Raw genomic sequence first — 25,738 nt, 5'->3', positions numbered from 1 at the left:
CGATACAATGTTACGATACGTAGGAGGCCTGCGGGAAGCTGGCCTTGGGGGCATGTGGTCATGGCGGTCGCGATCGGCAAATTCATTTGGGACATCACCTATGCCTGCCCCTTGCGGTGCGTCCATTGCTACACCGAGTCCGGGCGCCGCCCAGCTCGCACCTTGGATCGCGACGCGGCGATGCGGGTCATCGACAGGATCATCGCGGCGCAGGCCAAGAAGGTCTCGATTTCGGGTGGCGAGCCCCTCTCGGTTCGCTGGGCGCTCGAAGCCATGCGGCGTTTGCACGACGCCGGGATCGCCGTGACGGTCTTCACGAGCGGCTGGTCGATGCCGGAGCGCACCGCAGGGGCCTTGGCCGAGTCCGTCGCAAGCGTCGCGGTGAGCGTCGACGGCGCCGATCCGGCGATCCACGATACCGTCCGCGGCCGACCTGGCGCCTTCGAGCGCGGCCTGCGGGCGCTGGACACCCTTCACCGCGTCAAGCTGGAACGACAGGCGTCGGGCCAGGGCTGCTACACATTCGGAATCGACTACACCCTGACCCGGTCCGGGGCCCGTGAGGCGGATCTCGAGCGCTTCGTCGCCATGGCGGTCGAGCGCTTTCCAGGGCTCGATTTCATCCGGTTCGGAGCGGTCATTCCGTCCGGCCTGGCGGCCGAGAAAGATTTCGAGGACAGCGAGCTCCTGTCCATCGACGAGTTGGTCGGCATGATCGCGGTGGGGCAGCGGCTCGCGGCCCAGGCCGGTTGCGAAGTCGACATATCCGTGACGGACGTGCGCTATTTCCTGCCTCAACCCGGCATCAGCGCCGTCGACCTGGACATCGCCCATATCGAGCCGGATGGGGCGCTGCGCGCCTTCCCGATCTACGAGGCCAAGGTCGGAAACATTCTCGACGAATCCTTGGAGAGCCTCTGGCCCAAGGTCCGGGCTTGGCGTTCGGACCCGTTCGTGGTCGGCCTCATGGAATCGGTGAAGACCATGGCGGACTGGGCCCACACGGCCCGCAGCCTCGACATGCGCTACGGCTCGGCGGACGACCAAGCGCGGATCCTGCAGCGCCGCGCGCCGATGAGGCTGTCGGCCTGACCAGGACGCGGGCACGCCCCTCGACGCGACGCACCCTTTAGGCGGACTTGGCGTCGCGTCCGGCCTCGATCTGGTCGATGGCGTCCACAACGGCGTCGAAGGTCAGGAGCACGGAGGCGTGACGGGCCTTGAAGTCCCGCACCGGCTCGAGCACCCTCAGATCGCCCCATCGGCCGTCCGGCGGCGGCCCGCCCGCTTTGAGCATCCGCCGGGTCGCCTCCCGGATCGCGCGCAGCTCGTCGGCTGTCGCGCCGACAATGTTCGCGGCCATGATGGACGAGGAAGCCTGGCCCAGGGCGCAGGCCTTCACCTCATGGGCGAAATCCGTCACCACGCCGCCGTGGAGCTTCAGGTCGATCGTCACGGTGGAGCCGCACAGTTTCGAATGGGCCGAGGCCGACGCATGGGCGTCGGGCAGGCGGCCCAGGCGAGGAATGCCCGCCGCCAGCTCGAGAATACGCTTGTTGTAGATTTCGTTCAGCATGGGTCCGGGGTCCGGGGCTTGCGCTCCATATAGGGATCCTTATCACGATCCGCGATCCGCTGCCCCGATCTCGAAGGTTTCCCCATGGCTGACACCCTCCTGCCCTTCCCGGCCTCCGGTTCGAAGCCTGAGTTGGAGGAAGGCCATGTCCTGACCCCGCGCTTTGGCCCGGATGGGCTCGTGACCTGCATCGCCACGGATGTCGAGACCGGTGAGCTCCTGATGGTTGCTCACATGAACGCCGACGCCCTGGCTCGGACCCTGGAGACGGGAGAAGCATGGTACTGGTCCCGCTCCCGGGGCGAACTCTGGCACAAGGGAGCAACCAGCGGGCAGATCCAGACCGTGGTCGAGATGCGCGTGGATTGCGACCAGGATGCCCTGTGGCTGAAGGTTCGCGTCGCGGGCGACGGCGGTTGCTGCCATACCGGCCGCCGGTCCTGCTTCTACCGGACCGTCGTGGTCCGGGACGGGCAGGCGGTCCTGACCCTTTCATAGCGGAGCCGCCTGTCCGCCCCCACAGGGCAGCCCCCCGATTCTGGTGGGGTGCGAGAACGCCTTCCACCGGTTATGTGCATCCCATGATTTCGCATCCCCGCTTCTCCGCCCGCGCCGCCGCGGCCGCGATCTTCTTCGGCAACGGCTTCGGCATCGGCACCTGGGCGGCCCAGCTCCCCCGCTTCAAGGACGCCTTGTCCCTGTCCGACGGTCAGATCAGCTTCGCGCTCCTGGCCTTCGGGCTCGGCGCGGTGGTGCTGATGCCGGTGGTGGGCTGGCTGTCGGGCCTTCTGGGCAGCCGCACCACCGTCCTGGCGGCGGCGTTCGGCTTCGCCGTCACGCTCTTCCTGCCCGGCATCGCGCCCAATCTGCCCCTCCTGATCGTGGCCTCCCTCCTGGCCGGCGCCTGCAACGGGGCCATGGACGTGTCTATGAACACCAACGCGGCGGCCGTGGAGCGGGAATGGGGCAGCCCCATCATGTCCTCCTTCCACGCCTTCTTCAGCCTCGGCGGCCTCCTCGGCGCCACCGCGTCTGGGCTGATGATCAAGGCCGATCTCGGCGTCGTGGCGACCCTGGCCGTGTCGTGCTCCGCCATGGCGCTTCTGTTCCTGGCGGCATCCGCGCGGGTGCTGCACGAGGGCAAGGCGGAGGAAGGCCATGCCTTCGCGTGGCCCCGCGGGGCCATCCTGGGTCTGGCCATCATGACCCTCATGTGCTTCCTCATCGAGGGCGCGCTCGTGGATTGGTCGGCGATCTACCTCCAGACCGTGGCCGGGGCCTCCCTGGACATGGCGGCGGCGGGATTCGCGGCATTCTCCCTCACCATGACGGCCTGCCGCCTGCTGGGAGACGCGGTGGTGCACAAGTTCGGACGGGTGCGCACGATTGTCATGGGGGCAGCCCTGGCCGGATGCGGGCTGGCCCTCGCCCTGGCGCTCCCGACGCCATCGGTCGTGATTCTCGGCTTCGCCATCATGGGGCTGGGCCTGGCGAACGTGGTGCCCGTTCTGTTCAGCGCCGCCACCCAGGTCAAGGGCATTCCGCCCGGGATCGGGGTCGCCATGGTGGCTACCTTCGGGTATGCGGGCCTGCTTTTCGGTCCACCTTTCATCGGTTTCGGGGGCGACGCGGTGGGCCTCCGGGCGGCCCTCTCGGTCCTGGTCCTTCTGGCGCTGGCCGTGATGCTCATGGCCCGTCGGGTCGTGTCCTCCTTCGCATGACGTACCGCTCCTGCTCCATCGCCGTTCATCACCTCTTCATGAGATCCTGCCATGCATGGGCGAGCCTGGAGCCGGACCATGTTGTGGGATAACATCGCTCGAAGGAACATCGGATCGGGTGGCGGCGGCATGGACGCGCAGGGACCGGTCGAGCGGAAGGCTCGCACCAAGCTGAAAATTGGGTTGGCCCTGGGCGGCGGTGCGGCGCGGGGCTGGTCCCATATCGGCGTCCTGCGCGTGCTCAAGGATGCAGGCATCACGCCGGACGTGATTGCCGGAAGCTCCATCGGGGCCGTGGTGGGCGGCTGCTACGCGGCCGGCAAGCTCGACAACCTGGAGGCCTTCGCCCGCGCACTGACCAAGCGCCGCGTCATGGGACTGCTCGACTTCAATATCAGCGGCACGGGCCTCATCGGCGGCGGACGGCTCCAGCGGCTGCTGGACCAGGACCTGACCGACGAGCGGGTCGAAACCCTCCAGATCCGCTTCTGCACCATCGCCACCGAACTGGTGAGCGGCCATGAGGTCTGGTTGACGAAAGGGTCCCTGGTTCAGGCCATGCGGGCGTCCTACGCCCTGCCGGGCGTGTTCGAACCCGTGAGCGTAGGCGGTCGCTGGCTCATGGACGGAGCGCTCGTCAACCCGATTCCAATCACGGCGGCTCGGGCGCTGGGCGCGGATCTCGTGATCTGCGTGAACCTGAATGGCGAGATCCGCGTTCGCGGCACGGTGATCCAATCCTACGAATCGGACACCAGCGACCAGCAGGAGATCGAGTCGGCCATCAGCGAGCCACGCCGCTGGGGATTGTTCCCGATCCGGTCGAACCGCCCGCACAAGCCCAACGCGCCGGGCCTCGCCACGGTCATGGTGGATGCCTTCAACATCACCCAGGACCGGATTGCCCGTTCCCGGCTCGCGGGCGATCCGCCGGACATCATGATCTCGCCCAAGCTCGCCAAGATGGGGCTGTTCGAGTTCCACAGGGCGGAAGAGTACATCACCCTGGGCCGGCAGGCGGCCGAGCGGGCCCTGCCCGATATCCTCGACCTGATCAAGGAATCCGAGCAGGCCTGAGGCCCGCAATGCCGCACGCGACCCGGGGGCTCGAGCGGACGATCTCTCAAGCCGTGGCTATGTAGTCCTTGATGGCCTGGGTCTCCGCCTCGATTTCGGCGAGGCGGTGCTTGACCACGTCGCCGATGGAGATCACGCCGACGAGCCTGTCGTTCTCCACCACCGGCAGGTGTCGGAAGCGGCCTCGGGTCATGAGTTCCATGATGTCGGTGATGTCCGACTTGCTCGTGCAGGTCACCACGTCCCGGGTCATGTGATCGGCGACAGAGCTGCCGAGGATGGCGTGCCCCTTATGGGCGATGGCCCGGACGATGTCGCGCTCGGAAATGATGCCGGCCACCGGCTTCACCCCGTCGGTCACGAGAAGCGCACCGATCTTCCACTCGGCCAGCAGTTTGATGGCCTCGCCCATGGTGTGGGTGGACGCGATGGTCGCGACCTTCGTGCCTTTGGTCTGCAGGATGTTGTTGACGCTCATGAGGCACCCTCCGTGGCCCGGCCTTCGCGAACGGCGTGCCCGCGCGGCCAGCGGCCTGCCTGAGGCCGGGGGTTTCTCGTCCCGCGTCAAACAGGCGGAACGGCCCCGACCCTGTTCATCGGGGGATCATCGGGCAGAAATCCGAGCATTTCAAGCCGAGGCGCGCCGCTCCCGTGGCGGCAGGGGGTCGACCAGGGGAAACAGCAGCAAGCCGGCCAGGAAGCCGCCGATATGCGCCTCCCAGGCGATGCTGGCATCCGTGACCCCGAGAGGCTCGGCGAACGCCGCCGAGAAGTAGTTGATGAGAAGCCAGACCCCTAAGAACAGCAGCACTTGGCGATTGGTCACGAGACCGGCCAGGCTTTCCCTCGGGCGCTCGTGGGGCTCGGAGATCCGGCCTTCCAGCATCCAGACCGGTGGCGAGAACATGAACCACGCGGCGGCCGCCATCATGCCGGACACCGCCGCGGACGCGCCGATGAGCGGGATGACCTGGAGCGGGTGCACCACCGTGTAGAAGATCGCGCCGGCCAGTGCGGCGGCGGCGGCCAGCAGAAGAAAGCGCAACGCTCCGCAGCGCCGCGCGACGGGCGTCCCGAAGGCCGCAAGCCACACCCCGTTCATGAGCACATGGGTCCAGGACCCGTGCAGGAGAGCGTAGGTCAAGCCGCTCAGCGGATGGCCCGACCCCTGCGCCAGGATGTAGCGGGCAAGCTCGAGGGGCAGCGAGGGCTCGTCTCCTGGGCTCGAGGACAGAGCGTTCAGGATCTCGTCGGGCGGCACACCCCCATAGGCCGCCGCCCATCGGGCCGGAATGACGGCCCAATCGATCAGGATGTCGAAATTGACGGCATCCGAGAGCACGAGGTCGCGCAGCGCGTGGATGCCGACCAACAGCGCCAGGGACGCAAGAACGACGGCCGGCAGGTTGAAGATCGGCTCTCGGGGATTCGCTTGAGGGAGAGGCATATGACGTTACGGAAACTTCTTGGCTGGGCGCTGGGCGATCGCGCCATCGTTTGAACGCAGTTCAGCAGGAGACCGTTACCATAGAGCCCGCGGCGGGATGTGCACAGTCCCGTAGGCTGGAAATTCGCGCCGCATGTTTCCTTTTGAAACAATGACTTACCTTACGTTCTCATAAAAATTTACGTTTCGTTAACCATAACGGAACCAACGGCTCCGCGACGCGTTAACTCACCTTTTACTTTAAGCTTGAGCCCTCCCGGCAACCATGCGAGCTTGGTTAAAAGAAGTTTAACCGGCTGGTGGGGCATGGGGCAGTCATTGATTTCCAAGTTTGGTTCGGTTGCTCGCGCCCGGCGCTTCATGGGTCGCCACATTTTCAAGATCGCGTTTCTCGGTTTTGCGTTGGTTTCAGGTTCCGCCGTCCAGGCCCAGACCGTGGCGTCGCTGCCGTCGGGCGGTCAGCCGATCCAGAACAGCGGTACGGCCAAGCCGATCCTCGGATGGGTCAAGTTCTGCGAGAAGAATCCGGCGGAATGCGCCGTCAATTCCAACGAGCCGCGGATCATCACCCTGACCTCGCAGGTCTGGAACGCCATCGTGTCGGTGAACAAGCGCGTGAACGCGGAGGTGAAGCCCGTCACGGACCAGGACCACCTCGGCGTGGTCGATTACTGGTCGTTTCCCATCGACGGCAAGGGCGATTGCGAGGATTATCAACTTCTCAAGCGCAAGCTCCTCGCCGATCTCGGCCTTCCGCGCCGCGCCATGCGCATGACGGTTGTCATCGACGAGCTGGGCGAGGGCCATGCGGTGCTGATGGTGCGCACCGACAAAGGCGACTACATCCTCGACAACAAGACGTCGGCGGTTCTGTCCTGGGATCAGACGGGCTATGCTTACGTGAAGCGCGAGAGCCAGGAGGCCTCGGCCTGGGTGTCGCTGGGCGGCATCACCACCTCGCCGACCACCACGGCCAATAAATAGGCCGGAGCTGGCGGATCACTCGACCCGCTTCAGGCCCTTCGCGAAGCGCTGCCAGTTCTTCACATAACCTTGCGCGGACGCCTTCAGCCGTTCGGCGGCATCCGGGCCGAGGGCCTTGATGGCGCGCGCGGGCGACCCTACGATCAGCGAATTATCGGGAAATTCCTTGCCTTCGGTAACCAGGGCGTTGGCGCCCACGAGGCAGTTGGCGCCGATCCGGGCATGGTTGAGCACCGTCGCGCCCATGCCGATCAGGGAATTCTCGCCAATGGTGCAGCCATGCAGGATGGCGCGATGGCCGATGGTGCAGTTCGGCCCGATCCGCATCGGAGCGCCCATGTCGGTGTGAAGGACGCAGCCCTCCTGGACATTGGTCCCCTCCCCGATCTCGATCCACTCGTTGTCGCCTCTCAGAACGCATCCGAACCAGATGCCCACATCCGGCGCGAGGCGGACCCGGCCGATCACATGCGCATCGGGAGCGATCCAAAAACGCCCGGCCTCTGGGAGGTCGGGCGTGGCGTCGTCAAGGCTGTAGACTGGCATCGCCGTCCGGTCCCTCAGTCCTCGAGATCGGTGTCGAGGATCGCCATCGTGAAGTTGAAGGAACGATCGCCGTCCTCGTCGTCCAGGAAGAGCACGCCCACGAACTCCTCGCCGATGTAAACCTCAGCGGAATCGGTCTTCTTCGGCCGTCCGACGACGCGGATCGAGTGATTTGCAAAGGTCTGGCGCAGGTAGCGCTCAATCTTCGCCATCTCGGTCTTGTCCACTGCGAACCCTTTCATTGTTGAATGCCCTGCACTTGCCACGTCGGGCATGCGGGGGCAAGCAGGCTTGCCCCCCGGGACACGCGGAAAGGGCCTAGATGCCGTCCATGAGGAAATGGTCCATGGACCGCGCGGGCTCGGCGCAGCCTGCCGATCCCACGACCTTGGCCGGAACGCCTGCCACCGTCGCGTTGTGGGGCACCGGCTGAAGCACGACGGAGCCCGCGGCGACCCGGGCGCAGTGACCGACCTCGATATTGCCGAGGATCTTGGCGCCGGCGCCGATGAGCACGCCGTGGCGGATCTTCGGATGCCGGTCGCCCCGTTCCTTGCCGGTGCCGCCGAGGGTCACGCCCTGGAGCATGGACACGTTGTCCTCGATGAGGGCCGTCGAGCCGATGACCAGTCCGGTGGCGTGGTCGAGGAAGATGCCCCGGCCCATGCGGGCCGCCGGATGAATGTCGGTTTGGAAGGTGTCCGAGGACCGGCTTTGAAGGTAGAGCGCGAAATCCTGGCGCTTCCGGGTCCAAAGCCAGTGGGCCAGCCGGTGGGTTTGGATGGCGTGGAAGCCCTTGAAGTACAGGACGGGCTCGAGAACGCGGGTTGCCGCCGGGTCGCGGTCGAGGACCGCCGCGATATCCGCCCGAAAGGCCTGTCCGATGGCCGGGTCGCTGTCCACCGCTTCCAGGTAGGTCTGTTGGATGATGTCGTTGGGAACGGCCGGGTGGCTGAGGCGGGCCGCGACCCGGTGGATGACGGCGGCCTCCAGGCTCGGCTGGTGGAGGACAGAGCTCAGCATGAAGCCCGCCAGGGCGGGCTCGTCGTGCACCGCGTCCTCGGCCTCCCGGCGCAGACGATCCCAGAGCGGGTCGACCGTGGCCACGAGGGCTTTGCCCTCCGGCTTCATCCGGATCTGATTCATGGCATTCTCCTCGACAGCCAGCGGCCGATGCCGGGACAGATAAGACCGTTTCGGCCCGTTACCTAGCCCCATCGACTCGCGCCCACGACACTTTCGCGCTATCGCGGGTCTTTCCCAGAGAGAAAATAATTATCACAGGCGCCGGTAGACGAAGTAGCGCCCTTTCGGAACGCTGGCCTCATCCGAAAGATCCTTGCACCCGGGCAGGATGAAGGGCCGATCGCCGAGCAGGAGCCCTCCCGGCATCAGCAGGGGCTCGAAGAGAGGCGACATCCGCCGCGCCACCGCCGCGTTTGAGGCCTCGTCCCCGGACCCGATATCCGCGTGGATCAAGGCCACGGAGCCCGTTCCCACCCGCTCCGTGAAGGCGGGGAGCGTCTCGAAAATGTCGCCGACGATCAGGTAAGGGTCGCCCGGAATGCAGTCCGGATGGGCCGCGACCTTCCGCTCGAACGCGTAGATCTCCCGGCCTGGCAGCCGCTGGCGCAGGTGGTCGTAGGTGCGCCCGTTGCCGAGGCCGAGCTCGACGATCAGCCCGGAGGGAGCGATCTCGCAGGCGGCCCAGTCGAGGAGGTCGCGTTGCGCCGTGAGGCGCCGGATGGCGCTGTCGAGCCGTGTCATGAGCCGCCTCTCATGGCCGCCGGGACAGGAAGTCCACAACGCCCTGCTTATGGACGCGGTCGCCCACCGCGAGGTTGTGGTCCCGGCCCGGAATATCGAGAACCGTGGCGTTGGGCATCAGCCGGGCGAGTCCTTCCGCCGGGCCCGAGACCGCATCCTTGGTGCCCACCGCGATGAGGGTCGGGAGCGTGATGGAGCCCACCTCCGCCGCCGTCAGGGACTGGCGCGTGCCCCGGATGCAGGCCGCCAGCGCCCGGCGGTCGCTGCCGTTCTGATCGGCGAAGGCGCGAAACATACGCTGCATCGGGTCGGTGAGGCTGTCCAGGGAGGGCGCCTCCATGGCGTCCGCGATGCCCAGCGGCAGCCCGACCCCGTCCACGAGATGGCTCCCGAGCCCGCCCATGAGCAGGGATCGCATCCGCTCCGGGGATCGGAGCGCCATGTGGGCGGCGATGCGGGCCCCCATGGAATACCCCATCACGTCGGCCCGCTCGATCCCGAGATGGTCGAGAAGGCGGCGGGCGTCGTCCGCCATGGTATAGGAGTTGTAGGCCTCGGGATCGTAGAGCTTCTCGCTCTCGCCATGGCCCCGGTTGTCGAAGGCGACGACCCGGAAACCCGCATGGTTCAGGGTCTTGAACCAGAGGGTATTGAGCCAGTTCACAGCGTGGCTGGAGGCGAAACCGTGGATGAGGACGATCGGATCCCCGTGGCCCGAATCCGGGGCCTGGTCCACGTAGGCGATGCTGACGCCGCCGGAATTGAAGAACAACATGGGCTTGGAACACACTCGTTTTGCCGCACCCTAGAGCATTTTGCCCGCCGGGGGACCCGGATTCTCGCAATCCCGGAACGGCAAAATCCACTCTAGGCGCATGGCTCGTCAAACATTATGGTGCCGCCCAATCTCAGACCACAGGGCATGGACGATGGCCGACAAGGGCACCCCGCATTTCCACAACGATATCGGCGCCGCCGTGATTCACGTGGGCTCCAAGGAATTCATGTGCATCGGCGCGCGGCCGCCCTTCGATCATCCGCACATCTTCATCGACATGGGTTATGACGAGGAAGTCGTCTGCTCGTACTGCTCGACCTTGTACAAGTACGACGCCACCCTGAAGGCCAGCGAGGCCCGGCCGCGCGAATGCGTGTGGGAGCCGGACTTCGCGACCGACCCTTCCTCGCGCTGACGCGGTGGACCTCCCCGTCGCGGTCGTCGGTGCCGGCATCGGCGGCCTGACGGCCGCCCTTCTGCTGGCCCGGTCGGGCCATCGGGTGATGCTGGTCGAGCGGCGCACGGGCTTCAGCGAGGTCGGGGCCGGGCTCCAGCTCTCGCCGAATGCCAGCCGGATCCTCCTGGGCCTCGGGCTCGGGCCTGCCCTGCGCCGCGCCGTGGGCGAGCCGGAGAGAGTGGTCGTCCGGGCGATCCGGTCGGGCCGGGAGGCCGGGCGCATCGCCTTGGGCGCCTTCATGCGCGAGCGGTTCGGCGCGCCCTATTGGGTGGTGCACCGGGCCGACCTGCAGACGATTCTCCTCGACGCCGTGCGCTCCCAGCCCGCGATCCGTCTCGTGATGGGCCGGATGGCGGAAAGCGTCACCGAGACCCCTGAGGGCGTGGACGTGTCGTTGAGATCGGACACCGGGACGCGCGACGTACTCCGGGTCAAGGCCGTCGTGGGGGCAGACGGGGTCTGGTCCAGGCTTCGCGCAGCCCTCGGGACAGACGAGGCGCCGGACTTTCAGGGCTACGTCGCCTGGCGCGCCACACTGCCGATGCAGCAGGTCCCTCCCGCGCTTGCCGCCAACGAGACCGGCCTCTGGCTCGGCGGGCGCGGCCACGTGGTGCATTACCCCGTCGCGGGTGGCAGGCTCCTCAACGTCGTGGCGATCCAGCGAACCGGCACGCCCGTCGAAGGATGGGCGGCGCCCGGGAACGGAGCGGAGCTCGTCGCCCATTACCGCACCGCCTGCCTGCCGCTGCGGGACCTCTTGGGGCGGATCGAGTCCTGGCTGCTTTGGTCCTTGGCGGACCGGCCTGCGACCCGGATGGCAAGGGGCAGGCTCGCTCTCTTGGGCGACGCGGCCCATCCGGTACTGCCCTTCCTGGCGCAGGGAGCGGCGCTTGCCATCGAGGACGCCGAGGCGCTGGCGGATCATCTCCGGCGCGCGCCGACGATCCCCCTCGCGTTCCAGGCCTATGAGGGCCAGAGGCTCGGCCGCGTCGCGCGGGTGCAGGGCGAGGCCCGTCGCAACGGTCGCATCTATCACCTGTCGGGCCCGCTGGCGCTCGCCCGCAACCTCGTCATGGGCCGCCTGGGCCCCGAGGGCATGACGGAACGATATGCCTGGCTCTACGGCTACGGGCCCTAAGCCACGCCCTCTCGAGCCCGCCCCCTTGCGCTGGGGACCACGGATCGCTAACGCTTCCCCTCACGCGGACGTGGCGAAACTGGTAGACGCAAGGGACTTAAAATCCCTCGGGCTTGCCCGTGCGGGTTCGATCCCCGCCGTCCGCACCAGCTTGGCGTCAGCCTTGACCGTCAGAACGACACGTCCCGGAGCAGGTGGCCGGTTTCGTTGGCGATGTAGATCTTCCAAGGATTCCGGGCATCGACCCGGTAGAGCAGCCCCCGGCGAAGGCGTTGCGCCGTGTCCACCGCGGTGCCGATGGCCTCCTCGTCGTCGTGGAGTTCGATGCCCTCGTCGTCCATGTCCAAATCCTGCTCGTTCTGGAGGTGAAAGTAATAGCGCGGCATTGAACGCTCCCATGATGGACAGGTTGAACGACGTCGAACGAAAAGCAATTCGCGTGCCAGGATCGGCCGGGCGCTCCTGGGACGGCCGAACATTGTGTCGGAGACCGGACACCCCTACACAGTCTCCCGGGCTCTGCCGGCAGGGTCCGGCGCATCGGGACAGCGCGTGAGATTCGCCATGAATGCCAAAATTTTCGTCTGGGGCACTCTCGCCTTGGCTCTCGCCGGATGCGCGGGAGGCGCGGAGATGTCCGTCAGCCAGTTCCAATACGATCCCTACGAGGGGTCCGGCCGCGCCTACGAACGCAGCGTGACCGTCGATTCGAACCGCGGCCTCCAGACGCAGACCTGCCGGACGCAGATTCAGCGCCGGATCGGGGTGTTCGGCCCGGAATACGAGCGCGGTCGAGAGGTGTGCGAAGACGAACCGCGCCCGGCCTACCGGGGCGAGCCCATCGCCCCGGACGACGTGCCCAAGAGCGTTTACCGCAGTCCCGACCGGAGCACCCTGCCCTCGGCGGCGATTCCGAACTGAGCCGAACGGACGGGCGTCAGGGACTCACCAGGGCGGAGACCAGGATCGTCGCGGCGGCCGCGCAGGCGCCGGCGAACGGGACGAGCACGAGGGTGGGGAGCACGAGGGCGAGCGTACGCATACCGGCATTCCTCAGCCGCGACGGCGGCGAGGACCAGTCTCCCGCGCGAATCCTTAAGGTTCGGTGTCCGCTATCGGCGCCGGTGGCCGTGTGAGCGGCGGCTGAAGGGCACCGTCAGGAGACGGCGGCCTGTATCGTCTGTGATCTCGAGCTGGATATCGTCCGCGTCCGGAATCTGGTCGCGCAGCTCCTCGACGGTGGCGAGAGCCTCGGCGCGGGCGGCCTCGAGATCCGGAAGCTCGACGCCCTCCTCATCCTCGTCCACCTCATAGCCGTCGCGGATATTGAAGAAATACAGGGGCATGGTCAGAACTCGAACGCTACGGGGCGGGCGGCTTCAGATTGGCCAAAAGCGCCTCAACGCGCAAGCCATGCCCGCCAGGCCAGCACGGGCCCCAGGAGAGGCCAACCGAACGCCGCGATGAGGATATGCTTGAGATCGACGCCCTCCTCGCCGCCGATGCTCGTCGACAGGGTCAACAGCACGATCACCACGCCCAGATAGGCGATCACCAACTCACTCATATGCCCCGCAGCCCCGGTTATGCTCCATCACGAAAATCAGATGGAACGCTCCACGCCTATGTGACGGGCCGTCGCGTATCCGTTAGGGGAAGCTTGGCCGATGCCTTGAAACCGGTGCGGGCTGGCACAGAATGAAGGCAATGGTTGCGTGAGTGAAGGCCGTGGCTTCAGGCGTGAAAGCAACAAACGGCAAGACCACGAGGGCGCATCCCTCGGAGGACCGGCAGTTCCTGGTCGGCCTTGCCCGCGCCTTCGCAGGCGCTCTCCTGTTCGGTCTCCCCATGCTCATGACCATGGAGATGTGGTGGATCGGCTTCTATGCCAATCCCTGGAAACTCGCGCTCCTTTTGCTGTTGATGGTGCCGCTCCTGACGGGGCTCTCTTACGTGGGCGGGTTCGAATCCACCGAGACGCTGCGGGACGACGCAGTCGACGCCTTCGTGGCCATCGCGGTCGCCACAATCATGGCCGTCGTCATCCTTCTGATCTTCGGCGTGATCGGTCCGGACATGTCCTCGCGGGAGATCCTTGGGAAGGTTCTGTTGCAGACCTTCGCGGGCAGCGTCGGGGCGGTGCTCGCCGAGGGTCAGATGGCCGGCGCCGGGGACGAGGAGGATACCCGTCAGTCTCGCCGAAGACGCGAGCCGAGCTATGGGCAGGAGCTCTTCCTCATGGTGGCGGGCGCCCTGTTCCTGGCCCTCAACGTCGCTCCCACGGAGGAGATCGTTCTGGTGTCCTACATGATGGGGCCGTGGCAGCAGCTTGGGCTGCTCGTGCTCTCGCTCCTCATCATGCACGCCTTCGTTTACTCGGTGGAGTTCGCCGGGAAGCCCCGGCATCACCCGGACGCAACCTTCCTGAGCCTCTTTTTCCGCTTCACGATCGTTGGCTACGCCATCGTGCTGCTGGTGTCCCTCTACCTGCTCTGGACCTTCGACCGAACCCTCGGAATGGGTCCGGAGGCGCTTCTGAGCGCCTGCATCGTGCTCGGCTTCCCCGGCGCGATCGGCGCGGCCGCTGCCCGGCTGATCCTGTAGGAGCCCCGCCCTTGAACGATCCCAACCGCCAGAACGGTCAGAATTCCGAGCCGGCCCCGGGGCGGCCGTCGACGTCGCGTTGGGAATGGGTCGCAGCCGCTTTCGGCGCGGTCCTGGTGGCGGCCATCGTCGGCTACATGGTGTATTTCGGCCTTGCCGAGCACGGGACGACGCCGAGCATCGAGGTCCAGGTCTCGGACACCACCCGGTCGCCCTCCGGTTACGTCGTCCAGTTCCGGGCCATCAACCGGGGCGGGTCCACGGCGGCGGCCGTGCGCATCCGCGGCGAGCTGCGACGCGGCGACTCCCTCGAGGAGGCGGAAACCGAGCTCGACTACGTCCCGCCGCACTCGGAGCGCAAGGCCAGCCTGATCTTCCGGGACGACCCCGCTTCGGGCGCGCTCAGGATCGCGCCGACGAGCTATACCGACCCCTGAAGCAGGAACGTTCCGTCGAACGGATGGGAGACCGTCTCGCCCGCCGGACCGGCCAGGACGATGCGGTCGTCCTCCACCTGCACATCCGCCACCCTTGACCATCCCGGCGGGAGGGGGACACCTCCGATCACGTTTCGCACCCCAACACGCCCATTGGGGTCGAGGTGCAATGCGGTTGGAAAGCCCGCCTCGGAGAATTCGTTCGGCGCCACGGACGCCCGATGGCCATAGCCCCCGTAGGACCTCGCATCCTCCACGCCTAGGACGCCGACGTGCCGACCGTTCCAGGGGTGGAAGTCGCGGCCGCCATTGGAAATCCAGAAGAACGTGAACGGCAGTTCGGACGGGTTCTTGAGGCTGAGGAACACGTCCCCCTCCGGCTGGCGCGCCACGCAGGTCCAGCCCACCGCGTTGCCGGGCTCCTCCACCAGGATCACGAAATCCTCGTGACGCTCCGCGAACGGATAGCGCGTCAGGTCCGCCGTGCCGCCGTGCATCCTCGGAACGAGGCTCAGATCGTCGAACCGGGCCGGATAGGCGAGCGCCGAGCGCCCGCGGGACGGGTCCGTCTCCATGGGGACGGCGGGCGTCACGCCGAAACGCTTGCGGGAGGCGCTGATGCGCCCCGAACCGCTGATGCGCGTCATCGCGTGGTTGGCGACCGGGAGAGCGCCCTCGCCGCCTTCGAAGATGTGGCGTTCGTACAGGAAGGGATGGCCGTCGAGGACGCGCAGTTCCTTGATCAACCTGGCGCCGAGGACGGACGCGCGCAATTCGTAGCGCGCCAGCGTGCCGCCGCGCGGATCCGGCACGACATCCAGAACCTGCCAGGGCGCGTTCGCCGGGAGGCCGTGGGTGGGCTGGACGTCGATGTCGTTTCGCCCGAACGGCGCGCAGAAGAAGTCGCCCGACAGATGCCGGGCGTTGGGCGTAATGCTCTCGTCCGCCAGGATCGCGGGATCATCCACCCACGGCGCCGTGTGGAGCGGCTCCACGGGCCTGCCGCCCACCTTCGCGGTCAGGCGGCGAATATGGCCGACGCGGCAATCGACCACGACCTCAATGTCGCGGGCACTGACCCTGTGAAAGATGTCGCTCAAGGCTAGAGGCTCCGACGGAGTCATCCTTGATAGCCGCAAGTGCTTAAGCTTTTCATGAAGCTCAACTGCCCTGCCGGCGCTGCTCCTGCCGGCGCATGGGCATGGCGTCGATGGTCTCGATCCAGCGCTCGGCCGCGAGCGGCGTGTCCGACGACAGCTTCGCGCCGCCATCCTTGCCGATGAGCACGGCCCGGAATCCCCCGGCTCCGGGCGCGAACCGACGCCGCAGATCCACGTCGCCGGGGCCGGTGCCGGTCACTTCGATCACCACGAGGTCGCGGTCGCGCGCCGCGCCGTCCGCGGCGGCTACGATCCGCCGCTGTTCCCGAAGCTGCGGATCGGACGCACCCGGCGCGAAGACCAGAAGAATCCGCTTCTGCCAGAGATAGGATGAGAGCGGATCGCCGCCCTGCGCCCCTGCACTCATCGATACGCCTCCCACCATGACAGCGGCCGCCGCTGCGCTGGCCATCGCGCGCAGAACCACCGTGACCCGCCGTCGGACCATCCGAATGCTCCCAAGGTGCTCCCGGTGCGGGAACACAGCTTCAACGGCAAAAGGCCCCAGTGTTTCCACCGGGGCCTTCACGATCGGATCAGGCGGCGGGATCAGAAGTCGCGCTGGACGCGCAGACGGCCTTCCCAGGCATGGTCGTCGTTGTAGGCGCTGCCCGTGGGCAGAACGAAGCGGTTGCGGGCGTCGAGCTTGACGTAGATCGCCTCCACGCCGATGTCGAGGCCGCTCACCGGCTGCCAGAAGACGTTGCCGCCCAGGCGCCACTCGTTGAAGTCCACGAAACCGTTGTAGCCCGTCGCGGTCAGAGCGTTGGCGGCGCCGGAATAGTTCACGCGAAGGTACGAACCGAAGAGGCTGGCGCGCACTTCGGGGGTGAAGTAGTGCGTGAAGCCGCCGGCGAGAGCCCAGCCGCGGCCGCGCTTGATGTCGCCCGTCAGCGGATCGACGTAAGCGTCCGTGAAGCCCAGAAGGCCGGTGCCGCCCAGGGCGGTGTTCGGGTTGGTGTTCAGCACGTCGTTGCCGCCGCTGAGGTAGCCCAGGGCGCCGTCGGCGTAGGTGGCGGCGAACCAGAGCGCGTCACCCTCGGCGATCTGAGGCAGGTTCACGCTGCCCGCGAAGGCGACCGCGAAGCCGTACTCCGTGTCGGGATAATCCGCGAAGCCGAAGGCCGTGTAAGGCGTTGCGGCGCGAAGCTGGTGCAGGGCGCCGGAAAGCTGAGCCGTGCCCCAGGTGCCAGAATACTTGATGTTGCCGACCACGTCGGGGATGCGCTGGCCGCCATACGCGAAAGCCGCGGCATCATCGAACGTAGCGTCGTTGTAGCGGCGGTCGAGACCGTCTTCCACCGAGACCGTGGCCGAGAAACCGTTGCCGAACGTGAAGGTGTAGGCGAACAGGTTCACGTTCGGGGCGTCGTCGAAGCGCAGGGTGCCCATATGCTGGGTCGGCAGGTCGGTGTTGGAGAAGAACGATTCCACGCGACCGGCGGTCAGGCCGCCGAACTGCACGAAGGCCTGATCGATGTTGGGCGACTGGCCGATGGCGCCGGTGCGGCCGAAGGGCGTGCCGGAATCGCGGGTGATTTCCATGCGGACCACCGAGCGGAGCAGGCCGTAGGCCGTGTTCGTGCGGGCGTCGAGCTGGATGCGGCCACGGGCCCGGAATCCGACGGCGTCGGATGCGCGGGTCAGCGGCGAGTTGAACAGGTAATCGGCGCGTACGCGGCCCGAGACCCGCAGGCAGGTATCCGTGCCGGGGATGTAGAAGAAGCCCGAGCCGTAGGTCGAACAGACCCGGACGTATTCAACGGGCGCGGCCTTCTTGACCGGAAGGTCGGCCGCCTGGGCGCCCGCAAAGGCGGCGAGACCGGCAGCCGAGCCGAGCAGCAGGCTCTTGACGAGCTTCATGGGAAATCTCCGAAAATCACTGGGTGAGAAGATCAGCCCCCCTGATCTCCTTGTGCGATGCCAACCATACTCCTGCCCGTGGACGGAGCAATTCGGGCGAAGATCGTTCGGCGGGCAATCTGCACAAAAACGAGGCAACCCAGGGTGTATTGATACACTCTCCCAATCCCTGTCACAAAAGCGCAACAGCAGTTTTTAGAGGTTCTTAATAAACGGCAGCCCTGCTGACGTAACGGCATGTCCCTCGAACGTGCGAGGTCCGGTCGAATTGTGGGACTCAGCCGCCGAATTCGTCGGGCGGGCCGCTGCGGCAGCGGAAGCCCACGACGCATTGGGGATTGTCGCGGGTCGTCAGCCAAGCCGCCGACGGGTACTCGCCGACCTGGCAGAAGCCGCCGTCCCGGACGAAGCGATCGTAGATGTTGGGTCCCGTGCCGATCACCACGGCGCCCTGCGAGAGAACGAGCTGACGCGCCTGGCCGCAGGTCATGTTGAGCGAGTTCGGCCGGCCTTGCGCGACAGCTGCTGTGGCACTCAGGCAGACGACCAAGGACAGGGCGGCACTTTTCAGCATACCGGATGACTCGCAGCGCGATGGGGCAGCCGTTTTAACGCTCGAATGGCCAAATGGTTACGGTCGCGCGATTCACCATCGCGTGTACGACGCCGGTCAGAGCATGCTCTGCAAGCGCCGGGCCATCTCGGTGGCGGCGGCGTAATCGACCTTTCCGGAGCCGAGGACGGGTACCCCGGACACCAGGATCGCTTTCGGCACCCACAATTCCGGGTAGCCCTGCGCCTGGGCATGGGCCAGAAGCGCCTCCCGGTCCGCATCCGGCTTGTCGGTGATGAGCACCACCTGTTCGCCCTTGCGGGCATCGGGCAGAGCCACCACCACGTGGTTGGCCTCGGGCCAGAGGCCCTGCGCGATGGTCTCCACGGCCGCGAGCGAGATCATCTCGCCTCCGACCTTGGCAAAGCGCTTGGCCCGCCCCCGGATGGTGACCAGCCCGTCTTCGAGGGTGACGATGTCGCCCGTGTCGTACCAGCCGCCTTCCGGCGGATCGATGCGCCCGCTGCCGTCCGGATCCAGGTAGCCTTTCATCACGTTCGGTCCGCGCACGACGAGCCGTCCGCCCTCGTGGATCCCTTCCACGGGATCGAGGCGCGCTTCGATCAGGGGCAGCAGAGGCCCGGCGCTGCCAGGCCGGTTGCGATGCGGCAGGCTCACGGCGATCACGGGCGAGCACTCCGTCGCGCCGTAGCCTTCCAGGATCGTGGTGCCGTAGCGCTCCCACAGGCGCCGGGTCTCGTCCTTCACGCGCTCGGCGCCGGCGATGACATAGCGGACGGTTCTGAGGTCCCCCTCTCCGGCCGCGCGGGCATAGCCCTGGAGGAACGTGTCGGTGGCCAGCACGATGGTGGCGTTCGTCCCGGCGATGAGCTTCGGGATCTGCCGATAGTGGAGCGGGCTCGGATACAGGACCGTCTTGATGCCGTTGAGAACCGGCGTCAGCAGGCCCGCCGTCAGGCCGAACGAATGGAACATCGGCAGCGGGTTGAAGAAGGTGTCGTCCGGCTGCAGGACGTCGCCGGCATGGGCTTTGACCTGATAGGCGTTCGCCACGAGGTTGGCGTTGGACAGGGCCACGGCCTTGGGCTTGCCCTCCGACCCCGACGTGAACAGCACCACCGCGGTATCGTCGGGACCGATCCCGGCCTTCCGGTGGATCCACCGCGCCAGCAGGCTGTCGATGACGCCGCGGGCCTTGTCGATGCTCGTGATGGACTTCCGCACGTCTTCGAGCCAGATCACCTCCCGGCCCTCGCTCAAGGCCGCCAGCACGTCGTCGAGCTTGCCCTGCTCGACGAAGCGGCGCGAGGTCACGATGGTCGACAGGCCCGCCACCTCGCAGGCCGCCGTTAGGTTCTTGATCCCGGCCGTGAAGTTGAGGAGCGCGGGCACGCGACCGAAAGCGTTGAGGCCGAACAGGGTCACGGCCATGCCCTGGACGTTCGGCAGCAGCACCCCCACGGGCCGCCCGCCCTGTGTCGAGGCCGCAAGCTTGCGGCCGAGCACGAGGGCGCCGAGCACGAGGCGGCCGAAGGTGATCGGCTGACGCTCGGGATCCTCCAGGGCGACCTTGCCCCGGCCATGAGCGTCCCGGGCGTCGATGAGCGCCGTGAACAGGGACTTGCGGGTTCGGGCGAGGTCGAGTTCGGCCATCGGGGGAACGCGGCGGGGCCCTTAGCCCGCCGCCCCTTCCCGAATCGGCGCCTGATAGGACAGGCCCATATCCCACGGGAAGTAGATCCAGGTGTCCTGGCTGACTTCCGTCACGAAGGTGTCGATCATCGGACGGCCGGACGGCTTGGCGTAGACAGCGGCGAAATGAGCGTTCGGCAGCATGTCGCGCACGATCTTGGCGGTCTTGCCGGTATCGGTGAGGTCGTCGATCACGAGAACGCCCTTCCCGGCTCCGTCGCCGAGGGCTTTCACGGCGGGCGATATGTCCTTCAGGACCTGCAGGTCGCCCTGGTTCTTGTAATCGTGATAGCTCGCGATGCACACGCTCTCGATCAGCCGCACGTCCAGCTCGCGAGCCACGATGGCGGCTGGCACGAGACCGCCCCGGGTGATGCACACGATGGCCTCGAACGGCCCTGCGGCCGCGAGGCGCCAGGCGAGCGCGCGGGCATCGCGGTGGAACTGATCCCAGGAGACCGGAAAGGCTTTCGGAGAGGTTGGCGACATGAGGATGCCCTTGAACGAGGTGGGTTAGAGAGGAACGCGGTCGGCCGTCAGACGCGCCACCAGGGCCTCGACGTCCCGCGCCGCCGCCGAGGCCGCGGCCGGATCCTTGCTGCGAACGACGATCTGATTGCGGAACCCCGTCGCCGTGAAGGACGGGTAGGATCCGATGGAGACCCCGGGATGAGCCGCCGCGATGGCAGCGAGCCCGTCGCCGTAGATCCCCTCGCCCAGGCTCCCGGCATCCACGTTCTCGACCGTCATGCGCACGCCCGTCTGGAGCGTGGGCGCCACAAGGTCGAGCATCGCCTGCATGATCGACGGCACGCCCGCCATGGTGATGACATTGCCGATACGGAAGCCAGGCGCCTTGGAGATCGGGTTCTCGATCAGGTCTGAGCCCTTCGGGACCCGGGCCATGCGAAGCCGCGCATCGGTCAGTTCGCCCTCGCCATAGCGCTCCTTGAGCATCGCCACGGCGCGGGGATCGTGATCGACCGCGACCCCGAAAGCGCGGCCGATGCTGTCGGCCGTGATGTCGTCATGGGTCGGCCCGATGCCGCCGGTCGTGAACAGGTAGGTGTAGCGCTCGCGCAGGGTGTTGACCGCCGCCACGATCTCGGCCTCGATGTCGGGCACCACCCGCACCTCCATGAGGTCGATGCCGATCCCGGTCAGATATTCGGCGATGTAGCCGATGTTCTTGTCCTTGGTCCGGCCCGAGAGGATCTCGTCGCCGATGACCAGGAGCGCGGCTGTGACGGAGGCGGCCATTCGATCGGTTCCTTTCGGAGCATTTTCCGGCGAAGTGGAACCCGGTTCGCCACGAAAGAATGCGGCATGGCGCGAACTGGAGACGGTTTCACCACTGAAAACGGCTTCAGGGGCTTTAGCCGCCCCGCGTGCAATCCTCAAGCAGGCTTCTGTTGTAGGGCGGGCTTATCCTCTGGTAGGAGGCGGGGCTCCGATTTATCCCGTTTTTCGAATGCGTTTCTCCGAACCCCTCCTCGAAGGCCGCCTGATCCAGCGCTACAAGCGCTTCCTCGCCGATATCGAGTTGTCGACCGGCGAGGTCGTCACCGCCCATTGCGCCAATCCCGGCGCCATGATGGGCCTCAAGGAACCCGGAAGCCGGGTCCTCCTGTCCCGGGCCTCGAACCCGAAGCGCAAGCTCGCCTATAACTGGGAGTTCGTGGACGTCCCCGCGGGCGGAGGCCCCCACCAGCTCATCGGCATCAACACGTCGCGGCCCAATCACCTGGTGGCCGAGGCCCTGCGCGAGGGAAGGCTCGCGCCGTTCGCCCGCTACGAGCGCGTGCGGCCCGAGGTGAAGTATGGCCGGGCGAGCCGGGTCGACTTCCTGCTGGAGACCGACGGCGAGCCGCCCTGCTACCTGGAGGTCAAGAACTGCCACCTGATGCGGGAGGCGGGCTTCGCCGAGTTCCCCGACTGCGTCGCCGCCCGCAGCGCCAAGCACCTTTATGAGCTGGCCGACATGGTGGAGGCCGGTTTCCGGGCTGCCCTGGTCTACGTGATCCAGATGCGGGCCGAGCGCTTCGACGTCGCCCGCGACATCGACCCGGCCTATGACAAGGCCTTCCGCCACGCCCTCGCGGCTGGTGTTGAATCCTATGCCTATACCTGCCGGATTTCGCCCGAGGAGATCGCCATCGACCACCCGGTGGAGATCGTCACGCCGCGTTGATAGCGCTTCGATCAATTCCGTGACACAGCCGCGTCGTTTGACGAGCGTATTTCTAAGGCGATAATATCGCCATATTTAGTGATATTATCGCCGTGAATAAAACGCTAGTCTATACCAAAGCCGCCGCTCGGAGCTTCTGGAACTTTCCGGAGAGCGTACAGGAACAACTGCTTGAGGCTCTTCGCATTTATGCCCTGACAGGCGAGGGCGACGTGAAGCAGATGAAGGGCGGTCTCGGACTTCGGATGAGGATCGGCGATTACCGCGTCGTTTTTGACGAAACGACTGAGACCATCTCCATTCTGGCGGCCGGACACCGCCGCGATGTTTACCGTTAGAGGGAGGTTCGGAGTGAAAGCGCAATTCATCACCACGGACGGGGGTGAGGAACTCGTTCTCCTCCCACGACGCGATTACGATGCCATGTTGGCTCGCCTCGGAGATGAGGAGGCCGAAGACCGCGTGACCAGGCGCATCGTCGCAGAGGCGCGGGAGCGGATCGCACGGGGCGACGAGACGCTCATAGCGACCGATCTCTCCGGTCGCCCGGCCCGCATGGAGTCAGGCAATTTCGACGGGGTCCTTCTGCGGGAGCTGCGCAAAACCGCGAAGATCAGCCAACAGCAGCTCGCCGAAGAAGCAAGCATCACCCAGGGTTATCTCAGCGACATCGAAGGTGAGCGGAAAAGACCCGGTGAGGATGTCATGAGAGAGCTCCTCGCTGCCCTGGAGCGACTGAAGCCATCCTCTGCATAATCCAAAGGGACTTCTGAGGGTTGGCGCCAGAACTCCCGGACTACGTCCGCTCGTAGAGCAGGTTGAGGCGCGTCTGGAGGATCAGCTTGTAGCCCTTGGCGGTCAGCAGGGTGTCGAGGTCCGTCTGCCATTGCTCGCGCCCGTCCTCGATGATGAACAGCGAGGGCAGCATGGATTCCGGGGCGTCCCGCAGGAACGGGTCCAGGATCAGGTCCTCGGCGCCCTCCACGTCGAGCTTGACGGCGTCGAGACGGGTGAAGCCCTCCTGCTGGGCGAGATCGAGGAGCGGCAGGGCCGGGACCCGGATGGCGTCGGCATTGCTGGAGCCCACGATCTTGACGCTCGATTCGCCCTTGTTGCGCTCGTCAAGGAAAAGGGTCAGCTCGCCCGCCTTATCGGCCACGGCGAGCGCCACGGCCTTCACGGTGCCGAAGGGGTTCTGGCTGATGTTGAAGGTGAGCCGGTCGAAGATCTCGGGCTGCGGCTCCACGGCGAGGATCCGGGCCCTCGCGCCGGCGCGCGCCGCCACGAAGAGCGCATAGCCGCCCACGTTCGCGCCCACGTCCAGGAAGGTAAAGCCGTCCCGGATGCGGCTCTCCAGGATGGCCAGCTCCTGAGGGTCGAAGAACTGGGGCGTGAAGAGGATGCGTTTCTCGCAAACGTTGTTGTAGGGATAGAGCCGCATCCGGGCCCCGAAGGTCTCGACGTCGAGAGGCGCGCCATTCAGGGACCGGATCGCGAAGCGCCGCAGCACGAAGGCCATGCGCCGGCCGAGCCAGCCGGCCGAGACGGCGCGGGTGCGCTGGAGGATCCGCTGGACCAGACCGGAAGGGGCATAGGCGCCGAAGGGGCGGTTATCGGACATCGTCGACGGGAACCTGGGGCCGAGATATCGGCCGAACGGGGTTGCTCACGGGGTTGCTCTTGGCATTGTCAGGCGGCATTCGCAAGCGAGGCCGTGAGGCCCGCGTCCCCCGCGCTTGCCTCGGGCGCGCCAATCCTTACATTCGGGACGAACAGGATCCCCCATGACCGAAGCCGAAATCACCGCCCGCCGGGCCGCGCCCGATATCCCGCTCCACGGCCCCGAGGCCTTCGAGGGCATGCGCCGCGCCGGGCAGCTCACCGCCAGGGCGCTGGACCTCCTGGTTGACCACGTGAAGCCCGGCGTCACCACCGACTACCTCGACAAGCTGATGTTCGAGTTCGGCATGGACCACGGGGCCTACCCGGCCTGTTTGTACTACCGGGGCTACAACAAGACGATCTGCACCTCGATCAACCATGTGGTCTGCCATGGGATCCCCAACGACAAGCCCCTCCGGGAGGGCGACATCGTCAACATCGACGTGACGTTCATTCTGGACGGCTGGTACGGCGATTCGAGCCGCATGTATTACGTGGGCGACGTGCCCCGGAAGGCGCAGCGCCTGTGCGAGATCACCTACGAATGCCTCATGCGGGGCATCTCAGCGGTCAAGCCTGGAGCCAGCACCAACGATATTGGGGCGGCCATCCAGTCCTATGCCGAGTCCGAGCGCTGCACCGTGGTGCGGGATTTCTGCGGCCACGGGGTCGGCCGGGTCTTCCACGACGCGCCCACGATTCTCCATTATGTCGAGCCGTCCTACAATGTGGAGCTGAAAGCCGGCATGTTCTTCACCATCGAGCCGATGATCAATCTCGGCCGCCCGCAGGTGAAGGTGCTGGCCGATGGCTGGACCGCCGTGACCCGTGACCGCTCCCTGTCGGCCCAGTACGAGCACGCGGTGGGCGTGACGGAAACCGGCTGCGAGATCTTCACGCTCTCGCCCAAGGGCTTCGGGGCGCCGGCGACGGTGTACGGCTGACGATCGATCCAGGGATAGGGGACAGGGCCATGCCATCGCTCGAGATATGGCTCGCTTTTCTGGCGACCACGGCGGTTTTCGCCTTCATGCCGGGTCCGGCCATGCTCTATGCGGCGGCCCAGACCCTTGCGCGGGGCCGGTGGCCCGGCCTGATGGCCTCCCTGGGCATCCATCTGGGCGGCTACGTGCACGTGATCGCCGCCGCGGCCGGGCTCTCCGTCCTGTTTCACGCGGTGCCGACCCTCTACCTCGCCGTAAAGCTCTGCGGCGCCGCCTACCTTGTGTGGCTCGGCATCGCCATGTTCCGGGCCAAGTCCCAGGGACAGGCCACGCTGCCCGGCATCGCGCCGAAATCCGCTCGGCGGGCCTTTCTCGAAAGCGTCACCGTCGAGGTGCTGAATCCGAAGACCGCGATCTTCTTCGTGGCCTTCCTGCCCCAGTTCATCGACCCTTCAGCAGCCTTCCCGGTCTGGGTCCAGTTCATGCTGTTCGGCACGATGGTGAACCTGATGTTCTCCCTCGCCGACGTGATTTGCGTGTTCTTGGCCGGAGCGGTGGTCGGCCGGCTGCAACGGTCGGGCCGCGCCCAGCGGGTGATGCAACGGGCCGGGGGCACCCTGCTCGTCGGGCTCGGCCTTCACGTGGCGTTCCAGAGGAGCTGAACGCCCCGCTTTCTACTTGGCCGGGATGAATTTCAGGATTCCGGCCAATTCCGAGCCTGTCCCGCGCTGCCGATCGGACGGATGAGAGACGCCGTCATTCACCGGAACCTCCTCGAAATCGAAGGGACTGACGCCCTCCAGGCAGGCGACATTGACGCCGTATTGGCTTGGGTCGGAGCGGCGCTGGTGGTGGGTGTAGATCCCGCAGGTCGAGCAAAAGTAGTGCTTCGCCGTCCCGGTGTTGAACTGATAGAGGGTCAAAGCCTCTTCGCCCTGCACGATCTCGATATCGGCACGGTCCGCCGAGACCGCGACCGCGCCGCGCATCCGGCAATAGGAGCAGGTGCAGCGGCGGGCCGTGTGGAGGCCGTTGGCCAGCTTCACGCGGAAGCGCACCGTGCCGCAATGGCAGGCGCCGTCGATCCGGTCGATGTCCTTGTTCATGCGCTCCCGCCTGC

Annotated in this window: 35 protein-coding genes and 1 tRNA gene; 16 read left to right on the top strand and 20 right to left on the bottom strand. The window is 66.4% G+C overall.

All coding sequences use genetic code 11. The features are described 5' to 3' along the window. The first annotated feature begins 60 nt into the window (after positions 1 to 60). Positions 61 to 1,092, top strand: a complete 1,032-nt coding sequence (locus ILT42_RS18550) for a radical SAM protein (RefSeq protein ID WP_204217261.1) — start codon at positions 61 to 63, stop codon at positions 1,090 to 1,092. A gap of 37 nt (positions 1,093 to 1,129) precedes the next feature. Here ILT42_RS18550 and ILT42_RS18545 read toward each other — a convergent pair whose 3' ends face one another. Continuing rightward, positions 1,130 to 1,576, bottom strand: coding sequence for an iron-sulfur cluster assembly scaffold protein (locus ILT42_RS18545; protein ID WP_204217260.1), 447 nt, complete (start codon positions 1,574 to 1,576; stop codon positions 1,130 to 1,132). 84 nt (positions 1,577 to 1,660) lie between these two features. On the opposite strand from ILT42_RS18545, the gene hisI reads away from it, so the two are divergent. The 3 genes from hisI (at position 1,661) to ILT42_RS18530 (ending at position 4,374) form a co-directional block, all read left to right on the top strand. Next, positions 1,661 to 2,074 carry a phosphoribosyl-AMP cyclohydrolase gene (gene hisI / locus ILT42_RS18540; RefSeq protein WP_204217259.1) on the top strand — a complete coding sequence of 138 codons (414 nt, stop codon included), beginning with the start codon at positions 1,661 to 1,663 and terminating at the stop codon, positions 2,072 to 2,074. Positions 2,075 to 2,157: 83 nt separating this feature from the next. Then, complete coding sequence (locus tag ILT42_RS18535; RefSeq protein WP_204217258.1) at positions 2,158 to 3,297, top strand: MFS transporter; 1,140 nt, start codon at positions 2,158 to 2,160, stop codon at positions 3,295 to 3,297. Positions 3,298 to 3,375: 78 nt separating this feature from the next. Then, a complete protein-coding gene (locus tag ILT42_RS18530) occupies positions 3,376 to 4,374 on the top strand; it encodes a patatin-like phospholipase family protein (RefSeq protein ID WP_204217257.1) in 999 nt (332 codons plus the stop codon). 46 nt (positions 4,375 to 4,420) lie between these two features. Here the strand turns inward: ILT42_RS18530 and ILT42_RS18525 are convergent, their stop codons facing one another. Both ILT42_RS18525 and ILT42_RS18520 read right to left on the bottom strand, forming a co-directional pair. After that, entirely contained in the window at positions 4,421 to 4,852 is a 432-nt protein-coding gene (locus tag ILT42_RS18525; protein WP_204217256.1) for a CBS domain-containing protein, read from the bottom strand. A 150-nt stretch (positions 4,853 to 5,002) separates the two neighbouring features. Then, positions 5,003 to 5,821, bottom strand: coding sequence for a rhomboid family intramembrane serine protease (locus ILT42_RS18520; protein WP_204217255.1), 819 nt, complete (start codon positions 5,819 to 5,821; stop codon positions 5,003 to 5,005). A gap of 360 nt (positions 5,822 to 6,181) precedes the next feature. Here ILT42_RS18520 and ILT42_RS18515 point away from each other — a divergent pair, with 360 nt between their 5' ends. Next, positions 6,182 to 6,805 (top strand): transglutaminase-like cysteine peptidase, encoded by a 624-nt coding sequence (locus tag ILT42_RS18515; RefSeq protein ID WP_204217254.1) that lies wholly within the window; start codon positions 6,182 to 6,184, stop codon positions 6,803 to 6,805. Between the two features lie 15 nt (positions 6,806 to 6,820). Here the strand turns inward: ILT42_RS18515 and ILT42_RS18510 are convergent, their stop codons facing one another. From ILT42_RS18510 to ILT42_RS18490, 5 genes are all read right to left on the bottom strand, one after another. Beyond that, on the bottom strand, positions 6,821 to 7,351 hold the full coding sequence (locus ILT42_RS18510) for a gamma carbonic anhydrase family protein (RefSeq protein WP_204217253.1): 531 nt from the start codon (positions 7,349 to 7,351) through the stop codon (positions 6,821 to 6,823). Between the two features lie 14 nt (positions 7,352 to 7,365). Further along, a complete protein-coding gene (locus ILT42_RS18505; protein WP_324617751.1) occupies positions 7,366 to 7,578 on the bottom strand; it encodes a DUF3126 family protein in 213 nt (70 codons plus the stop codon). Positions 7,579 to 7,669: 91 nt separating this feature from the next. Continuing rightward, complete coding sequence (gene cysE, locus ILT42_RS18500; protein WP_204217251.1) at positions 7,670 to 8,497, bottom strand: serine O-acetyltransferase; 828 nt, start codon at positions 8,495 to 8,497, stop codon at positions 7,670 to 7,672. A gap of 132 nt (positions 8,498 to 8,629) precedes the next feature. Beyond that, complete coding sequence (locus ILT42_RS18495; protein ID WP_204217250.1) at positions 8,630 to 9,118, bottom strand: class I SAM-dependent methyltransferase; 489 nt, start codon at positions 9,116 to 9,118, stop codon at positions 8,630 to 8,632. Positions 9,119 to 9,128: 10 nt separating this feature from the next. Next, positions 9,129 to 9,893 carry an alpha/beta fold hydrolase gene (locus tag ILT42_RS18490; protein ID WP_204217249.1) on the bottom strand — a complete coding sequence of 255 codons (765 nt, stop codon included), beginning with the start codon at positions 9,891 to 9,893 and terminating at the stop codon, positions 9,129 to 9,131. 154 nt (positions 9,894 to 10,047) lie between these two features. Here ILT42_RS18490 and ILT42_RS18485 point away from each other — a divergent pair, with 154 nt between their 5' ends. The 3 genes from ILT42_RS18485 (at position 10,048) to ILT42_RS18475 (ending at position 11,640) form a co-directional block, all read left to right on the top strand. After that, a complete protein-coding gene (locus tag ILT42_RS18485) occupies positions 10,048 to 10,311 on the top strand; it encodes a zinc-finger domain-containing protein (RefSeq protein ID WP_204217248.1) in 264 nt (87 codons plus the stop codon). Between the two features lie 4 nt (positions 10,312 to 10,315). Continuing rightward, on the top strand, positions 10,316 to 11,491 hold the full coding sequence (locus tag ILT42_RS18480) for an FAD-dependent monooxygenase (RefSeq protein WP_204217247.1): 1,176 nt from the start codon (positions 10,316 to 10,318) through the stop codon (positions 11,489 to 11,491). Positions 11,492 to 11,555: 64 nt separating this feature from the next. Continuing rightward, positions 11,556 to 11,640: transfer RNA gene (locus tag ILT42_RS18475), tRNA-Leu, on the top strand. A gap of 21 nt (positions 11,641 to 11,661) precedes the next feature. Here the strand turns inward: ILT42_RS18475 and ILT42_RS18470 are convergent. Continuing rightward, the gene (locus ILT42_RS18470) at positions 11,662 to 11,877 is read right to left on the bottom strand and encodes a DUF6894 family protein (protein WP_204217246.1); all 216 of its coding nucleotides are present in this window, start codon (positions 11,875 to 11,877) and stop codon (positions 11,662 to 11,664) included. A 178-nt stretch (positions 11,878 to 12,055) separates the two neighbouring features. Here ILT42_RS18470 and ILT42_RS18465 point away from each other — a divergent pair, with 178 nt between their 5' ends. Beyond that, positions 12,056 to 12,412 (top strand): hypothetical protein, encoded by a 357-nt coding sequence (locus tag ILT42_RS18465; RefSeq protein ID WP_204217245.1) that lies wholly within the window; start codon positions 12,056 to 12,058, stop codon positions 12,410 to 12,412. A gap of 191 nt (positions 12,413 to 12,603) precedes the next feature. Here the strand turns inward: ILT42_RS18465 and ILT42_RS18460 are convergent, their stop codons facing one another. Continuing rightward, positions 12,604 to 12,837, bottom strand: a complete 234-nt coding sequence (locus tag ILT42_RS18460) for a DUF6894 family protein (RefSeq protein WP_204217244.1) — start codon at positions 12,835 to 12,837, stop codon at positions 12,604 to 12,606. A gap of 53 nt (positions 12,838 to 12,890) precedes the next feature. Continuing rightward, entirely contained in the window at positions 12,891 to 13,058 is a 168-nt protein-coding gene (locus ILT42_RS18455; protein ID WP_204217243.1) for a hypothetical protein, read from the bottom strand. Positions 13,059 to 13,231: 173 nt separating this feature from the next. Here ILT42_RS18455 and ILT42_RS18450 point away from each other — a divergent pair, with 173 nt between their 5' ends. Together ILT42_RS18450 and ILT42_RS18445 are read left to right on the top strand one after the other, a co-directional pair. Continuing rightward, entirely contained in the window at positions 13,232 to 14,095 is an 864-nt protein-coding gene (locus ILT42_RS18450) for a TIGR02587 family membrane protein (RefSeq protein WP_204217242.1), read from the top strand. An 11-nt stretch (positions 14,096 to 14,106) separates the two neighbouring features. Continuing rightward, entirely contained in the window at positions 14,107 to 14,532 is a 426-nt protein-coding gene (locus ILT42_RS18445; protein ID WP_204217241.1) for a TIGR02588 family protein, read from the top strand. Here ILT42_RS18445 and ILT42_RS18440 read toward each other — a convergent pair. From ILT42_RS18440 to ILT42_RS18410, 7 genes are all read right to left on the bottom strand, one after another. Next, on the bottom strand, positions 14,517 to 15,632 hold the full coding sequence (locus ILT42_RS18440; RefSeq protein WP_204217240.1) for a hypothetical protein: 1,116 nt from the start codon (positions 15,630 to 15,632) through the stop codon (positions 14,517 to 14,519). The genes ILT42_RS18445 and ILT42_RS18440 overlap by 16 nt on opposite strands. 61 nt (positions 15,633 to 15,693) lie before the next feature. Further along, the gene (locus tag ILT42_RS18435; RefSeq protein ID WP_204217239.1) at positions 15,694 to 16,140 is read right to left on the bottom strand and encodes a DUF4174 domain-containing protein; all 447 of its coding nucleotides are present in this window, start codon (positions 16,138 to 16,140) and stop codon (positions 15,694 to 15,696) included. Between the two features lie 101 nt (positions 16,141 to 16,241). Continuing rightward, complete coding sequence (locus ILT42_RS18430) at positions 16,242 to 17,555, bottom strand: porin (RefSeq protein ID WP_204217238.1); 1,314 nt, start codon at positions 17,553 to 17,555, stop codon at positions 16,242 to 16,244. A gap of 277 nt (positions 17,556 to 17,832) precedes the next feature. After that, on the bottom strand, positions 17,833 to 18,129 hold the full coding sequence (locus ILT42_RS18425; protein WP_204217237.1) for a hypothetical protein: 297 nt from the start codon (positions 18,127 to 18,129) through the stop codon (positions 17,833 to 17,835). 96 nt (positions 18,130 to 18,225) lie between these two features. Next, positions 18,226 to 19,782, bottom strand: a complete 1,557-nt coding sequence (locus ILT42_RS18420; RefSeq protein WP_204217236.1) for an AMP-binding protein — start codon at positions 19,780 to 19,782, stop codon at positions 18,226 to 18,228. Positions 19,783 to 19,803: 21 nt separating this feature from the next. Then, positions 19,804 to 20,310, bottom strand: coding sequence for a xanthine phosphoribosyltransferase (gene gpt / locus ILT42_RS18415; protein WP_204217235.1), 507 nt, complete (start codon positions 20,308 to 20,310; stop codon positions 19,804 to 19,806). A gap of 24 nt (positions 20,311 to 20,334) precedes the next feature. Continuing rightward, positions 20,335 to 21,081 (bottom strand): competence/damage-inducible protein A, encoded by a 747-nt coding sequence (locus tag ILT42_RS18410; RefSeq protein WP_204217234.1) that lies wholly within the window; start codon positions 21,079 to 21,081, stop codon positions 20,335 to 20,337. Between the two features lie 211 nt (positions 21,082 to 21,292). On the opposite strand from ILT42_RS18410, the gene sfsA reads away from it, so the two are divergent. From sfsA to ILT42_RS23230, 3 genes are all read left to right on the top strand, one after another. Further along, positions 21,293 to 22,012 carry a DNA/RNA nuclease SfsA gene (gene sfsA, locus ILT42_RS18405; protein ID WP_204217233.1) on the top strand — a complete coding sequence of 240 codons (720 nt, stop codon included), beginning with the start codon at positions 21,293 to 21,295 and terminating at the stop codon, positions 22,010 to 22,012. A gap of 92 nt (positions 22,013 to 22,104) precedes the next feature. Further along, positions 22,105 to 22,350 (top strand): type II toxin-antitoxin system RelE family toxin, encoded by a 246-nt coding sequence (locus tag ILT42_RS18400; protein WP_204217232.1) that lies wholly within the window; start codon positions 22,105 to 22,107, stop codon positions 22,348 to 22,350. A 13-nt stretch (positions 22,351 to 22,363) separates the two neighbouring features. After that, on the top strand, positions 22,364 to 22,768 hold the full coding sequence (locus tag ILT42_RS23230) for a helix-turn-helix domain-containing protein (protein WP_204217231.1): 405 nt from the start codon (positions 22,364 to 22,366) through the stop codon (positions 22,766 to 22,768). Positions 22,769 to 22,808: 40 nt separating this feature from the next. Here the strand turns inward: ILT42_RS23230 and ILT42_RS18390 are convergent, their stop codons facing one another. After that, complete coding sequence (locus ILT42_RS18390; protein WP_204217230.1) at positions 22,809 to 23,633, bottom strand: FkbM family methyltransferase; 825 nt, start codon at positions 23,631 to 23,633, stop codon at positions 22,809 to 22,811. A gap of 163 nt (positions 23,634 to 23,796) precedes the next feature. On the opposite strand from ILT42_RS18390, the gene map reads away from it, so the two are divergent. Then, positions 23,797 to 24,618 (top strand): type I methionyl aminopeptidase, encoded by an 822-nt coding sequence (gene map, locus ILT42_RS18385; RefSeq protein WP_204217229.1) that lies wholly within the window; start codon positions 23,797 to 23,799, stop codon positions 24,616 to 24,618. Positions 24,619 to 24,647: 29 nt separating this feature from the next. Continuing rightward, on the top strand, positions 24,648 to 25,280 hold the full coding sequence (locus ILT42_RS18380; protein ID WP_204217228.1) for a LysE family translocator: 633 nt from the start codon (positions 24,648 to 24,650) through the stop codon (positions 25,278 to 25,280). 12 nt (positions 25,281 to 25,292) lie between these two features. Here the strand turns inward: ILT42_RS18380 and ILT42_RS18375 are convergent, their stop codons facing one another. Then, positions 25,293 to 25,724 (bottom strand): GFA family protein, encoded by a 432-nt coding sequence (locus tag ILT42_RS18375; RefSeq protein ID WP_204217227.1) that lies wholly within the window; start codon positions 25,722 to 25,724, stop codon positions 25,293 to 25,295. Positions 25,725 to 25,738 lie beyond the last annotated feature (14 nt).

It is taken from the genome of Microvirga pudoricolor (genome assembly GCF_016892705.1).
Taxonomy (GTDB): Bacteria; Pseudomonadota; Alphaproteobacteria; order Rhizobiales; family Beijerinckiaceae; genus Microvirga; species Microvirga pudoricolor.
This window is presented reverse-complemented; position numbering and strand designations above follow the sequence as displayed.